Annotated in this window: 12 protein-coding genes; 5 read left to right on the top strand and 7 right to left on the bottom strand. The window is 63.9% G+C overall.

Annotated elements, in window-relative coordinates:
- Positions 1-144: 144 nt before the first annotated feature.
- From LMJ30_RS20985 to tsaE, 3 genes are read right to left on the bottom strand one after another with little or no spacing between them, the layout of a single operon-like run.
- Positions 145-939: a D-hexose-6-phosphate mutarotase gene (locus LMJ30_RS20985; protein ID WP_229434533.1), complete on the bottom strand. Its 795-nt coding sequence runs from the start codon at positions 937-939 to the stop codon at positions 145-147.
- A gap of 11 nt (positions 940-950) precedes the next feature.
- Positions 951-2,333, bottom strand: coding sequence for an N-acetylmuramoyl-L-alanine amidase (locus LMJ30_RS20990; RefSeq protein ID WP_229434534.1), 1,383 nt, complete (start codon positions 2,331-2,333; stop codon positions 951-953).
- Positions 2,297-2,782 (bottom strand): tRNA (adenosine(37)-N6)-threonylcarbamoyltransferase complex ATPase subunit type 1 TsaE, encoded by a 486-nt coding sequence (gene tsaE / locus LMJ30_RS20995; RefSeq protein WP_229434535.1) that lies wholly within the window; start codon positions 2,780-2,782, stop codon positions 2,297-2,299. The genes LMJ30_RS20990 and tsaE overlap by 37 nt, the downstream gene beginning before the upstream one ends.
- A gap of 62 nt (positions 2,783-2,844) precedes the next feature.
- On the opposite strand from tsaE, the gene queG reads away from it, so the two are divergent.
- The gene (queG, locus tag LMJ30_RS21000; RefSeq protein ID WP_229434536.1) at positions 2,845-3,930 is read left to right on the top strand and encodes a tRNA epoxyqueuosine(34) reductase QueG; all 1,086 of its coding nucleotides are present in this window, start codon (positions 2,845-2,847) and stop codon (positions 3,928-3,930) included.
- 2 nt (positions 3,931-3,932) lie between these two features.
- Here the strand turns inward: queG and LMJ30_RS21005 are convergent, their stop codons facing one another.
- The 3 genes from LMJ30_RS21005 to LMJ30_RS21015 all read right to left on the bottom strand — a co-directional run bounded on the left by LMJ30_RS21005 (position 3,933) and on the right by LMJ30_RS21015 (position 7,127).
- Complete coding sequence (locus tag LMJ30_RS21005; RefSeq protein ID WP_229434537.1) at positions 3,933-4,319, bottom strand: DUF3052 family protein; 387 nt, start codon at positions 4,317-4,319, stop codon at positions 3,933-3,935.
- A 218-nt stretch (positions 4,320-4,537) separates the two neighbouring features.
- Positions 4,538-5,122 (bottom strand): response regulator transcription factor, encoded by a 585-nt coding sequence (locus LMJ30_RS21010; RefSeq protein WP_229434538.1) that lies wholly within the window; start codon positions 5,120-5,122, stop codon positions 4,538-4,540.
- Between the two features lie 40 nt (positions 5,123-5,162).
- Positions 5,163-7,127, bottom strand: coding sequence for a sensor histidine kinase (locus LMJ30_RS21015; protein WP_229434539.1), 1,965 nt, complete (start codon positions 7,125-7,127; stop codon positions 5,163-5,165).
- A 102-nt stretch (positions 7,128-7,229) separates the two neighbouring features.
- Between LMJ30_RS21015 and LMJ30_RS21020 the strand changes: the two genes are divergently transcribed.
- From LMJ30_RS21020 to LMJ30_RS21035, 4 genes are all read left to right on the top strand, one after another.
- Entirely contained in the window at positions 7,230-8,213 is a 984-nt protein-coding gene (locus LMJ30_RS21020) for a TRAP transporter substrate-binding protein (RefSeq protein WP_229434618.1), read from the top strand.
- 504 nt (positions 8,214-8,717) lie between these two features.
- Positions 8,718-9,242 (top strand): methylated-DNA--[protein]-cysteine S-methyltransferase, encoded by a 525-nt coding sequence (locus tag LMJ30_RS21025; RefSeq protein WP_229434540.1) that lies wholly within the window; start codon positions 8,718-8,720, stop codon positions 9,240-9,242.
- Positions 9,215-10,120 (top strand): site-specific tyrosine recombinase XerD, encoded by a 906-nt coding sequence (xerD, locus tag LMJ30_RS21030; RefSeq protein WP_229434541.1) that lies wholly within the window; start codon positions 9,215-9,217, stop codon positions 10,118-10,120. Before LMJ30_RS21025 ends, xerD begins: the two co-directional genes overlap by 28 nt.
- Positions 10,121-10,200: 80 nt before the next feature.
- The gene (locus LMJ30_RS21035) at positions 10,201-10,371 is read left to right on the top strand and encodes a hypothetical protein (RefSeq protein WP_229434542.1); all 171 of its coding nucleotides are present in this window, start codon (positions 10,201-10,203) and stop codon (positions 10,369-10,371) included.
- A gap of 200 nt (positions 10,372-10,571) precedes the next feature.
- Here LMJ30_RS21035 and LMJ30_RS21040 read toward each other — a convergent pair whose 3' ends face one another.
- Positions 10,572-13,685 carry an efflux RND transporter permease subunit gene (locus tag LMJ30_RS21040; protein WP_229434543.1) on the bottom strand — a complete coding sequence of 1,038 codons (3,114 nt, stop codon included), beginning with the start codon at positions 13,683-13,685 and terminating at the stop codon, positions 10,572-10,574.
- Positions 13,686-13,688 lie beyond the last annotated feature (3 nt).

Genomic DNA, 13,688 nt, shown 5'->3' on the forward strand with positions numbered 1-13,688 from the left:
TGAAGGGCTTCATCTACATTGCAAGGTCAAGCCTTCAGGGCGGATCCAAGCTGGTCCTCACCTCAGTTAGTAGTAGCTAACCACTAACTCGAACAAGATACAAGGGCGGATAAGCGCGCAGCGCGCATCCGCCGTTCCAGCGCTTCAGGCAGCGATGACGCTGACCTGGTGTTGCCCGGTCCAGATGCCGCCGGCTTCCAGCTCGATGGGCTCGACCAGCGCAGGCTCGATGCACACAAAGTGCTGGTACTCGTCCCCCTCCATATCGGCCAGCGCCGCCGAATCGGCCGCGCCCGGATTCCACACCACGGCATCCGGGAAACCCTGCTGCTCCAGCTTCAAGGCCCCCATCCCGGACCGCAGGACGATCGCTTCGGTAATGCCGAAGTGGATATGGTCGTATTTGTCGGTGATGATCATCTCGCCATCCTGCACGCCGTCGATGGCGGCATTGGCGATCCGGTCGACCATGAAGTAGGTGTGCAGCGCGGCCGCGAAGGGGAAAGCCTGTGCGCCAGGGTTGCGCACCTCCAGCGAGAAGCGCAGTTCATCAGCGAGCACTTCGATCCGCAGCGCCAGCGCGAATGAATAGGGCCAGGCCGCGGCGATGGCCGGCGCGAGGTCCCCTTCAGCCAGCGAAAATTCCGCGAAGCCGTCACCGCTGCCGACCAGCCGCCACGTGCTGACGCGCGCGAAACCGTGGCGCATGCCAGTGCCGCGCGCCGCAAACTGCGGGAAGATAACCGGTACGCCGCCGCGGATTGCACGGCTGCCGTCCAGCGACGACCTGGCGCTGCAGAAAATGCGCTCCTGGCCGTCGGCGGTCTTCCACGAAACCAGGTGCGCGCCATACAGCGTCACGATCACCGCCGCGCCGCCGGGGCCTTCGATCCGCACTGCCGGCAGTGCGCCGTAATCGACCATCGAAATTGCCGTCATGTGCGCTCCCTTTAGCTGATCCGGCTTTTTGCCATCGGCGGATTCTTGGCGAAGTAGTTTTTGATGCCCTTCATGATTGCCGACGCGATTTGGTCCTGGTAGCCGTTGTCGCGCAGCTTGGCTTCTTCTTCCGGGTTCGAGATAAAGGCCGTCTCGATCAGGATCGACGGAATATCCGGCGCCTTGAGCACCGCAAATCCGGCCTGTTCCACCGACGCCTTGTGCAGGCGCGCGAAGCCGCCGATTTCGCTCAGTACCGCTTTGCCAAGCTTCATGCTGTCGTTGATCTGGGCGGTCGTCGACAGGTCGAGCAGCACGCTGGCCAGATGGCGGTCATGCGTCTTCATGTTGACGCCGCCGATCGAGTCGGCCAGGTTCTCCTTGTTCGCCAGCCAGCGCGCCGCGCTGGAGGTGGCGCCCTTTTCGGACAGCACGAACACCGAGGAGCCGCGCGCGCTCGGCTTCATGAACGCGTCCGCGTGGATCGAGACAAACAGGTCCGCCTGCACCTTGCGCGCTTTTTCAACGCGGGTGCCGAGCGGGACGAAGTAGTCGCCGTCGCGGGTGAGCATCACGCGCATGTTCGGCTGTTCCTCGATCTTGAACTTGAGGCGCTTGGCGATCGCCAGCACGATGTCTTTTTCGCGCGTGCCGGCCGAGCCGATGGCGCCCGGGTCTTCACCGCCATGGCCGGGGTCGAGCGCGATCGTCACCATGCGCACCACCTCGGGCTTCACCGCCCGCGGCGCCGCCGGCTTGACCGGGGCGACCACTTCCGGTGTCACCACCGCCATTGCCGGCATCTCGGATTTCTGCTTTGCGAGCGGGTCGGCTGGCGCTGCCGCGGCGGGCAGTTCTGGCCGGCCCGCTGGCGCGAGGTCGTCGCGCATCCATTCGCCTTTTTCGATCATCTGGGCGATCGGGTCCACCGGCGCGACCGGGTACAGGTCGAAGATCAGGCGGTGCTTGTACGCGCCCACCGGCTCCAGCGTAAACACCTGCGGCTTGATTTCTTCCTTCAGGTCGAACACCAGCCGCACCACGTTGGGCCGGTTCTGGCCCACGCGCACCTGCCGTATGTACGGGTCTTCCGATTCGATTTTCGCGACCAGGCTTTTCAGGGTCGGGTCCAGGATCAGGCCCTCGATGTCGACCACCAGCCGGTCCGGGTCGGGCACGATAAAGTGGCTTGCCTTCAGGTCGCTGTCGTTCTCCAGCGTGACGCGGGTGTAGTCGGCGGCGGGCCAGACGCGTACCGCGAGGATCTGCGCCGCCGCGGCCGGCAGGGGCGATAGTACCGACAGCAGCAGCGTGCCGCCGGCTTTGAGGATCGTACGGCGGTTGACCGGTTTCGTGGTCACCGGGAGCGGGGGAGTTCGAGGCGGTCGAGGCATAACAGGCCCAAGGGGGACAACGCTTGCAATTCTACATCACGACCTTGCCCGGAAACACTTAAGGACACATTCAAGTCGGGCGCAGGCAACACCGGCTCGGCTTTCTCCGGCCATTCGACGATACAAATGTTATGACCATTGAAATCTTCCCGGAACCCGGCGTCGAGGAATTCCTCCGGGCTCGACATGCGGTACAGGTCGAAGTGAACCACGTTGACGGCCGCGCCGCCCAGTTCGATGCGGTAGGGCTCGGACAGCGTGTAGGTCGGGCTGCGCACGGGGCCGACATGGCCGGCGGCGTGCAGCAGCGCGCGGGTGAGCGCCGTCTTGCCGGCGCCGAGGTCGCCGTGCAGGTGGATGACGAGGCCGGGCGCGATGGCGCGCGCGAGGGCCGCGCCAAGCGCCGCGGTGGCTGATTCGTCGGGGAGATGGGTCTTCAAATGCTGCATCGAATAGAATGTGAGGTTAAGTCCTGCCTGATCCGGCTGGCGCTATTTTAATCCTGCCGAGCATGCAACACTCACAACCCGACCTCCAGCAACTTGCGCGCGCCATCAAAGAATGGGGCGCGGAACTTGGCTTTGCCGATGTGCGCATTGCCGACGTCGACCTGTCGCATGCCGAAGCGGGCTTGCAGGCCTGGCTCGACGAAGGCCGCCATGGCGAGATGGATTATATGGCAAGCCACGGCATGAAGCGCGCGCGTCCGGCCGAACTGGTGCCTGGCACGGTGCGCGCGATCTGCGCGCGCATGGATTACCTGCCGCAAACCACCCCCGCCAACTGGCGCGAAGCCGAGACCGCGCGGCTGCGCGATCCGCACACGGCCGTCATCTCGATGTATGCACGCGGCCGCGATTATCACAAGGTCATCCGCAGCCGCCTGCAGCAGCTGGCCGACCGCGTGACGGCGGCCATCGGCGAATATGGCTACCGCGTATTTACCGACTCGGCCCCGGTGATGGAACTGCCGCTGGCGGAAAAGGCCGGTTTGGGCTGGCGCGGCAAGCACACCTTGATGCTGAACCGCGAGGCCGGCTCGATGTATTTCCTCGGCGAGATACTGGTCGACCTGCCGCTGCCGGTCGATCCGCCTGCCAGCGCCCATTGCGGGCAGTGCCAGGCCTGCATCGACGTATGCCCGACCGGCGCCATCCTCGGCCCGGGCAAGCTGGATGCGCGGCGCTGCATCTCCTACCTGACCATTGAACTCAAGAGCAGCATCCCGGAAGAGCTGCGGCCGCTGATCGGCAACCGCGTGTATGGCTGCGACGACTGCCAGACCGTGTGTCCGTGGAATAAGTTCGCGCAGCGCGCGACGGTGCCGGATTTCGACGAGCGCAACGGCCTGGGCAGTGCCAGCATGGTCGAGCTGTTCGCCTGGACAGAAGAGGAGTTCAACCGCCGCCTCGAAGGCAGCCCGATCCGGCGCATCGGCCATGAGCGCTGGCTGCGCAATATCGCTGTGGGGCTGGGCAATGCAGCCGACGGCGCACGCGGCGATGCGGCCATCGTGGCCGCCTTGCGCTCACGCGCGGAGCATCCTTCGGAAATGGTGCGCGAACATGTGGCGTGGGCGCTGGCGCGCCACGCCTGAGCTCAGAGGCGTTTCAGGCGCAGGGCGGACCAGTCGCTGTCCATTGAAATCATCGCCACGCCGGTGACCCCATTTTCCTTGGCGTAAGCGTTGATGCTGTCGCGGTTGATGTCGGTGGCTTTTGAGGCGGTTTGCTTCAGATAGGCAATCCACAGCGAACCCTTTTCGCCGAGGCGGGCGAGGGCTTCCGGGAGGAACTTTTCCAGTTGGTCCCGGTTCAGCGCGAACAACAGCACCACGTCGGCCGGGGTGTCGCCTTCGACAATCAGGGACTGTGGCAACTGCTCGACCACGCGTGGATGCGCTATGCCGTTAAGAATCGCCAGCGATTTGGCGTTCTTCAAATACATCTTGTCCGCAATAGTTTTTTCACTCATCTGAATAGCCATTTATGGTTGACATGTATTGCGGACATGTGGTCCCGAGTCCGCCTCAACGATGGTATCAGCAATCAGGCTGCGCACGATTCGGGGCTGTGGCCAACATCAATCCATGTTGAGGGTGAGTGCGGTTGCCGTATGGATTCCCGCATTCGCGGGAATGACGGGAGAGGCGGGAATGACGGGAGAGGCGGGAATGACGGGAGAGGCGGGAATGACGGGGGCGCTTATTTCAGCAAGCCGGCCAGTTCCACAGCCGTTTTCACCTGCATCTTCTCGAAAATATTTGCACGGTGCACTTCCACCGTGCGCATGCTGATACCCAGCTCGTCGGCCACGACCTTGTTCATTTTTCCTGCCAAAATCTTTTCCAGCACTTCGCGCTCGCGCGCCGACAATGCCGCCAGCCGCGCCTGCACCTGCGCCGCCTCGCCCGCGTGGCGCGATGCTGCCAGCGCTTCCTGTACGCGGTCCATCAGCTGGTTGTCGTTGAAGGGCTTTTCGACAAAGTCGAAGGCGCCGCGCTTCAGGCTGTCGACCGCCATCGGCACGTCGCCATGGCCGGTCAGGAAGATCACCGGCATGCGCGCCGTCAGTCCGCGCGCGCCGAGCTGGTCAAACACCGCGACGCCGTTCATGTCCGGCATGCGCACGTCCAGCAGCACGCAGTCGCCTTCGGGCGCAAAGCGCGCGCCGGCGCTCTCGAGGAAGGCCTGCGCCGTCGCATAGCCGCATGCTTCGATGCCGCGCGAGCGGGCAAGCCAGGCGAGCGAGTCGCGAATGACGTCTTCGTCGTCAACGATGTGCAACATGGAAGTCTCCGTATTATTTCAATGTGCCGCTGCCAGCATCTTAGGCCACGCCCACCTCGGCCGGCAACGAAAACGTGAACACTGTCCCGCCGCCCGGGTTGGGCCGGTGGTTCAAGGTGCCGCCGTGGAATTCGATCGCGGTGCGGCAGATCGACAGTCCCATTCCCATGCCTTCGGCCTTGGTCGTGAAGAATGGCGAATACAGGCGCGCGTTGACGTCGTCCGGGATGCCGTGGCCGTTGTCGATCACCGATACCTCGACCCGGCCGTTCGCCGCGCGCGCCTCGATGCGCAGGATGCGCCGCTCGGGTGCGATGTCCTGCATCGCCTCGACGCCGTTGCGGGTCAGGTTCAGCAGCACCTGTTCGAGCATCATGCGGTCGGCACGCACCGGCGGCAGCGCAGGGTCGGCGTGGATCTGGACCGCCACGTAGAACCTGCGCGCCTGCAGCTCCATCAGCTCGCGCACGCCCTCGATCACGGCGGGAATCTCGACCAGCTGGCGCACCGGGTCGCGCTTTTTTACGAACTGGTGGACGCTGCGGATGATCTGGCCGGCGCGCTGCGCCTGCAGGCCTGCCTGCTCCAGCGCCGGGCGCAAGGTGTCGGCGTCGACCGGCTTGCCGCCGTCGCCGGACAGCATGTTCAGCGCACCGGAGGTGTAACTGGAAATGGCCGCCAGCGGCTGGTTCAGTTCATGCGCCAGCATCGACGAGATTTCGCCCATCGTCGCCAGGCGCGAGCTGGCCTGCAGCTTTTCCTGCTGCTGGCGGTGCAGTTCTTCGGCGTGCTTGCGTTCGGAGATGTCGAGGATCGATCCCATCCAGCCGGTGTGCTGGCCGTCGGCGCCGATCAGCGGCGCTTCGAAAATCAGCACCGGGATGCGTTGCCCGTCCGCGCGCTGGAACACGGTTTCGAACTGCGGCGTCACGTTACCCGACAAGACTTCCGCAAAGCGCTGCTGGTATTCGCCGATGACTTCCGGCGCCCAGTAAGGCATCGGCGGCGCGCGGCCGACCAGTTCCGCTTCGGTCAGCCCGACCATGCGGCAGAACGCCGGGTTGACGTAGGTGATGCGGCCTTCGAGGTCGCGCGCGCGCAGGCCGGTGACCATCGAATTTTCCATCGCGGTGCGAAACGCCATCTGCTGGCGCAGTGCGCCTTCGGCGGCGAGGCGGCGCGTGACGTCGCGCCACAGCGCGGCCAGGCTGGCCAGCAGGCCAAGCGCCAGCAGCACGACCGAGCCGACCAGCAGGTTGGGCAGCAGGCGCGGGGCCGCCTTGACGCTGTTCGTGGCCAGCAGCAGTTCGGCGCCGTTCAGGTCAAGCGGGCGATTGTGCGTGTAGACGCCGCGCCCCGGGCCGGCCGACTCGCGCCGCGCCACCACCTTGTCGTCGGCGTCGAGCAGGGCAACCGCGTTGTCCTGCGCGAACCACCAGGGCACCGTTTCGTCCAGCAGGGCGTCGAGGTCATAGCTGACGACCAGGCTGCCGGCGTGGAAGCCGTCGCGCGTGATGGGCAGGTGGTAGTCCATTTGCGCGCCGGCCCCGCCGGCGCTGGCCGGCCGGCTGTAGCGCCCATTGCCGGTCTGGTGCGCCAGCAGCGCCGCCTCGCGCGAGGCCGGCGTGGTGGCCACCGGCGTGCCCGACGAAGCGCGTACCTGGCCGGCCTCGTCAAGCCAGGCCACCCGCGTCAGCTCGCGCGCCACCTTGCGCATCTGGTCCAGGCGCGCCTGGACTGCCGCGGGCTCGATGCCGCCAACGGCGATTTCGGCGCCCAGGTTTTCCAGGCTCTCGGCATTGCGGTCCAGCTCGAAGCGGATCGCCTGCTCGACCCACAGCGTGTCGGCAATCAGCTGCTCCTGCCGTTCGTTGCTCTCCATCTGGCGCGCCTGCCACGGAAGCCACAGCAGCACGGCGAGGAACAGCAATACCAGCGTGACCGGCAGTGCCCAGCGCAGCGGGCCGGCAAGCTGGAGGCGGGAAGGGGGGAGCAGGGTATCCATGCTGTACTGTGAATGGTTCCGGCGTGACAGGCTATTGTGGTTTTCCATAATAGCAGTGCAGAATGGGGGATAGTGTGGAGTTCCACCGTTTGAGGAGACATGATGCAGCTGAAAGCCATGCTGGCCGTGCTGGCCGCCGCGGTGAGCTTCAACGCGTGGGCTGCTGCGCCCATCGTCATCAAGTTCAGCCACGTGGTTGCGCCGGACACGCCCAAAGGGCAGGCGGCGGAGCGCTTTGGCATGCTGGCGGCAAAATACAGCAAGGGCCGCGTCAAGGTCGAGGTGTACCCGGACAGCCAGCTGTACAAGGACAAGGAAGAACTCGAAGCGCTGCAGCTTGGCGCGGTGCAGATGCTGGCGCCGTCGCTGGCCAAGTTCGGCCCGCTGGGCGTCAAGGAATTTGAAGCCTTCGACCTGCCTTACATCTTCCCGTCGAAGGCGGCGCTGTACAAGGTGACCGAAGGCCCGATCGGCAGGGCGCTGCTGAAGAAGCTCGAACCGAAGGGGATTGCCGGGCTGGCGTACTGGGACAACGGCTTCAAGGTGATGTCGGCCAATAAGCCCTTGCGCATGCCCGCCGATTTCCGTGGCCTGAAGATGCGCATCCAGTCGTCCAAGGTGCTCGACGCGCAGATGCGCGCGCTTGGGGCTTACCCGCAGGTGCTGGCGTTCTCCGAGGTGTACCAGGCGCTGCGCATTGGCGTGGTGGACGGCACCGAAAACCCGCCGTCGAACATGTTCACGCAGCGGATGCACGAGGTGCAGAAGCACGTCACGCTGTCGAACCACGGCTACCTGGGCTATGCGGTGATCGTGAACAAAAAGTTCTGGGACGGCCTGCCGTCGGACGTGCGGCGTTCGCTGGAACAGGCGATGCGTGAAGCCACCGCCTACGAAAAGCAGATCTCGCAGCGCGACAACGACCTGGCGATGGAGGCGATCAGGCGGGCCGGCAAAACGGTGGTGCACAGCCTGAGCCCGCAGGAGCAGGCCGCATGGCGCAAGGCGCTGCTGCCTGTTCATAAGCAGATGGAAAACCGCATCGGCAAGGACCTGATCGAGGCGATTACCCGGGCGGCAAAATAAGTCCTTTACGACTAAATGAAAAATTCCGCAAGTGTACAAAAAGCCACAACCTGGGATTCCAGATAGGCTATTATTGCCTCCGACATTAGCCACCCATGCAGATGGGGGCACAAGGATTCGATTTGGGGAGTAGTAGATAAAAGCACGGTAGTCCATACCGGAGATATATCGAGGAGACGCGCGTTTTACAGAATGCCGTTGGCATGACCGACAGCCGGAAACGTGACCAAATTTGAAGCGCACCCCGTGGGGTGCGTTTTTTTTGGCTATGTCACCGTTAGGTATGGAATTGAGCACGTCGTGCCCGCCACTGGCGGACCCGACTTCCCGCGAAAGCGGGAACCCATACTATGTATGCGCTGGAGGTCGAATCGGTTTATTACTGATCGTCTTCAGTATGGGTTCCCGCGTGCGCGGGAACGACGAGGGTGTAGCGCTTCCACACTTAACGGTGACATAGCGTTTTTTTTGGCTTGCGCCCCGCCGCTGCGCTAAACTGCGGGCATGAAACCACAGCAAGGCAGTGACATCTTCAGCGCCATCGTCGCAGCGCCGTTCGGCGCGATCGGTATCCGCACCGACGCCGGCGTCATCCGCGAGCTGGTGTATTTGCCGCCGCACTTCCATGAGAAGGACGCTACCGACGCGCTGGCCGACGAGGCTTCCACCCAGGTGCAGCGCTACCTCGCCGACCCCGACTTCCAGTTTGACCTGCCCCTGACCGCCGCGGGCAGCGCATTCCAGCAAAAGGTATGGGGCGCGATTTCATCGATTCCGCGCGGCACCGTGCGCACCTACGGGCAGATCGCCAAGCACATCGGCTCGGCCCCGCGCGCCGTCGGCCAGGCATGCGGCGCCAACTGGTTCCCGCTGATCATCCCTTGCCACCGCGTAACCGCGGCTGGCGGCCTCGGCGGCTTCTCCAACCACGATGACGAAAACGGCTTCCACCTGAGCGTCAAGCGCTGGCTGCTCCGCCATGAAGGCGTCACTGATTCTCCATGGCAACAGCAAGCAATCTGGCCCTGATCGACGAGTTCTGCGACAACCTCTGGCTGGAACAGGGGCTGGCCAAGAATTCGCTTGAGGCGTACCGGCGCGACATGCGCCTGTTCGCGCGCTGGCTGGAGGTCAAGCGTCCCGGCAACGACTCGCTGTATGCGGTCCAACCGCATGACCTCGCCGCGTATTTCGCCGACCGCCACGCGGAGTCGAAGCCCAGTTCGGCAAACCGTCGCCTGTCGGTGCTCAAGCGCTTTTACCAGCTGGCGCTGCGTAACAAGCAGGTGAACGGCGATCCCTGCCTGCACATGGCCTCGGCCAAACAGCCGACCCGGTTTGTGCACACCCTGAGCGAGGCGCAGGTAGAGGCGCTGCTGGGCGCGCCCGATGTCAGCACGCCGCTGGGCCTGCGCGAACGCACCATGCTGGAGCTGATGTACGCCAGCGGGCTGAGGGTATCGGAACTGGTAGCCCTCAAACTGGTCGAGCTGAGCCTGAACGACGGCGTGCTGCGCATCACCGGCAAGGGCAGCAAGACGCGGCTGGTGCCGTTTGGCCAGGAAGCGCGGCGCTGGATCGAACGCTATGTCAGCGAGGCGCGCGGGGTGATCCTGGACGGCCAGGTCGACGACGCCTTGTTCGTCACCGCGCGCGGCGGGCCGATGACGCGCCAGATGTTCTGGGTGGTGATCAAGAAGCACGCGGCCAGGGCTGGCATCACGGCGCCCTTGTCGCCGCACACGCTGCGCCACGCCTTCGCCACCCACCTGCTCAACCATGGCGCCGACCTGCGGGTGGTGCAGCTCTTGCTTGGCCACTCAGATATTTCCACAACGCAAATCTACACCCACGTTGCGCGCGAACGGCTGAAACAGCTGCACGCAGAGCATCATCCACGTGGTTAATTCAAATGCCTTCCGCATAACTGCGTCATAATGGCAACGGGGGGCAGTGTTTACTATCCCATTAACCTGAGAGGTGACGCATGGCTAAGACCAATTTCTCGTATGAGAAACGGCAGCGGGAATTAGAGAAGAAGAAAAAGGCTGAAGAAAAGGCCCGGAAAAAAGCAGAGGCCAAGCTCAGGGGCGAGCCAGAGGCCGCGGAAGAAGGCGACACGCCAGAGGAAACGCAGGAAGAGCAAGGCCAGGCTTAATACCGGGCTGTTACATCGTAGGGCGGATAAGCGCGTCGCGCGCATCCGCCGATTTTGTTCGTAGTCACGCGAACGAATCGGCGGATGGTGGAGCAGGGGTTTCGAATCGCATGCGATTCGCCTGCGAAACGGTATTCGCTTGCAAGCGGATACTCCTTTGCGCTTTGCGCTTATCCGCCCTACCGATCATGGCTAGGCGGTCACGCCGCCTCGGCCAGCGCGGCCTGTTCTTCTTCGCTATCCGGCGCGCCCTTGAACCAGCGCGCCGCCTTCCTGCCGAGGTTGTCCAGGTAGGTATACGCCACCGGCACCACCACCAGGGTCAGCAAGGTCGACGTGATCACGCCGCCAATTACCGCGCGTCCCATCGGCGCCTGCGATTCGCCGCCGTCACCCATGCCGATCGCCATCGGCAGCATCCCGAAGATCATCGCCAGCGTCGTCATCAAGATCGGGCGCAGCCGTACCTGGCCTGCGTCCAGGATCGCGTCATGCTGGCTCTTGCCGTGGCGCTGGCCGTGGTTGGTAAAGTCGACCAGCAGGATCGCGTTCTTCGTCACCAGTCCCATCAGCATCACGATACCGATCACCGAGAAGATGTTCAGCGTGCTGCCCGTCACCAGCAGCGCAATGAGCACGCCGATCATCGACAGCGGCAGCGACACCATGATGGCGATCGGCTGCAGGAAGCTGCCGAACTGCGAGGCCAGCACGAGGTAGATGAAGATGATCGCAATGCCCAGCGCCTTGGCTGCGCCGCCCAGCGTTTCGGCCATCTGCTCGGCCTCGCCGCCGACGTCGAAGCGCACGCCTTCAGGCAGTTCGATGCTATCCATCGCCTTCTTCACTTCGCTGTTGACGTCCCCGTTCGGGCGGCCTTCAATGGCGGCGTACACGGCCACCCGGCGTTCCAGCGCCTGGCGCTTGAGCACTTGCGGGCTGGTCGACGGCACGAACTCGACGACCTGGCGCAGTGGCACCATGACCGGGTTGCCGTCAGCGTCGCGCTTGCTGGAGGCGAGCGACAGGTCGGCCAGGTCGGACACCTTCTGGCGGCCCGACTTCGGCAGCTGCACGTTGACGTCGTAGTTCTGGCCGTCCGGCGCCAGCCAGCGGCTGATCTGGTCACCCGCGACGAAGGGACGCAGCGCCAGGCCAATCTGCTGGGTCGACAGCCCGAGGTCGCTGGCCAGCTCGTTGTTGATCTTGACGATGGTCGCCGGGTTCGCGCCTTCCTGGCTGTATTCGATATCGACCACGCCCTTAATCTTGCGCATCTTGTCCATCAGGCGATGGGCGGCCGCATCGAGCTTGGCCTCGTCCTGGCCCAGGATCGCGATGAAGATCGGCTTCTGGCCGACCGACATCGTGATGCCGGCGATCGGCTGCAGGCGGGCGCGGATCAGCTGTTCCAGTTCCTTCTGCGAACGGCGTTTGGTTTTCTTCACATCGGTCAGCTTGAGGTTGACCTGCGCGGTATTGCGGCCATCCCAGGTGCCCACCGTGGTGATCACCTTGTCGATTTCCTTGAATTCGCCAAGCGCCGCTTCGACCTGGTTCACCTTGGCGTTGGTGTAGTCAAGGCTGGAACCCACCGGGGTCTTGAAGCGCAGCTGGATGTAGCCATTGTCGGTTTCCGGGAACATCTCGCCACCGACCATCGGCATCAGGGCCAGGCTGCCGATGAACAGGGCCAGCGCCAGGGTCAGGGTCGACTTGCGCCAGCGCAGGGCAAGCTCCAGCACGCGTCCGTACCAGACGTGCACGCGGGTGATGCCTTGCTCGACCTTTTCCATCAGGTGGCCCAGCCACGGCACGTACTTGAAGCGGTTCTTGACCGGGTCGCGCCACACCGACGACAGCATCGGGTCGAGCGTGAACGAGACGAACAGCGACACCAGCACCGCTACCGCGACGGTAATGCCGAACTGGAGGAAGAAGCGGCCGATGATGCCGTCCATGAAAGCCACCGGCACGAACACGGCGACGATCGCAAAGGTGGTGGCCATCACGGCCAGGCCGATCTCGTTGGTGCCGTCGTTGGCCGCATCGACGTGGTTCTTGCCCATGTCGTGGTGGCGCACGATGTTCTCGCGTACCACGATGGCGTCGTCGATCAGCAGGCCGATGCACAGGGACAGGGCCATCAGGGTCAGGAAGTTGAGCGTGAAGCCGAAGTACTTCATCGCGATGAAGCTTGCCATCACGGAGATCGGCAGGGTCAGGCCGGTGATGACGGTGCTGCGCCACGAGTGCAGGAACAGGAACACGATCAGCATCGTCAGGATCGCGCCTTCGATGATGGTGCGCTTGACGTTGTCGAGCTGGCTCTGCACGCGCTGCGACTGGTCTTCCAGCACGGCCAGCTTGATATCGGCCGGCAGGGTCTTCTGCATTTTCTCGACCGCTCGCTTGATGCCGGTGCCCACTTCGACCACGTTGGCGTCCTGGATCTTGGTCACTTCCAGCGTAATGGCGCGCACGCCGTTGATGCGCGAGATCGACATTTCTTCCTGCTCGCCGTCGACCACCTCGGCCACCTGCTCGAGGTAGACCGGTCCGCTGGCGCGGCGCGCCACGATGATCTTGTTGAAGCCGCGTGCATCCTTGATCTTGCCCTCGACCCGCACCAGCCGCTCGGCCGCGCCGTAGCTGATGTTACCGGCCGGGAGGTTGGTGTTGGTGGCCTGGATCGCGCGCAGCACTTCGTCGACGCCGACGTTTTGCGCCGACAGCGCTTCGGGCTTCAAATTGACCAGCACCTGGCGGTTGGTCTTGCCGTTGACGCGCACCTGGCCCACGCCGGCCACGCCCTGCAGGCGCTTGGTGATGACCTGCTCGGTGAGCGTCGACAGGTCGCGCACGCTGCGGGTGTCGGACATCAGGCTCAGCTCGACCACCGCCTGCTCGTTGTCGCCTTCGGCGCGCACGATGAACGGTTCCTTCGCTTCCTTCGGGAAGGCAGGGCGCACGCGGCCGATCTTGTCGCGCATGTCGATCATCGCCTTGTCCATGTCGGTGGACAGGTTGAATTCGATCGACACGCCGGCGCGGCCTTCCCATGAATTGCTGCGGATGGTCTTGACGCCGCTGACGGTGTTGATGGTGTCTTCGAGCTGGCGCGTGATGTCGTTCTCGACCTGCTCTGGCGAGGCGCCCGGATAAGCCACTTCCACCCATGCGAACGGCAGCGCCACGTTCGGCATCGCTTCGACACCCAGGCTGCGGTACGAGAACAGGCCGAGCACGACCAGCGCCACCATCACCATGGTGGCGAACACCGGATTCTTGATACTGGTTTTAGTGATCCACATGGC

Source organism: Massilia agrisoli (assembly GCF_020831365.1).
Classification (GTDB): domain Bacteria; phylum Pseudomonadota; class Gammaproteobacteria; order Burkholderiales; family Burkholderiaceae_D; genus Telluria_A; species Telluria_A agrisoli.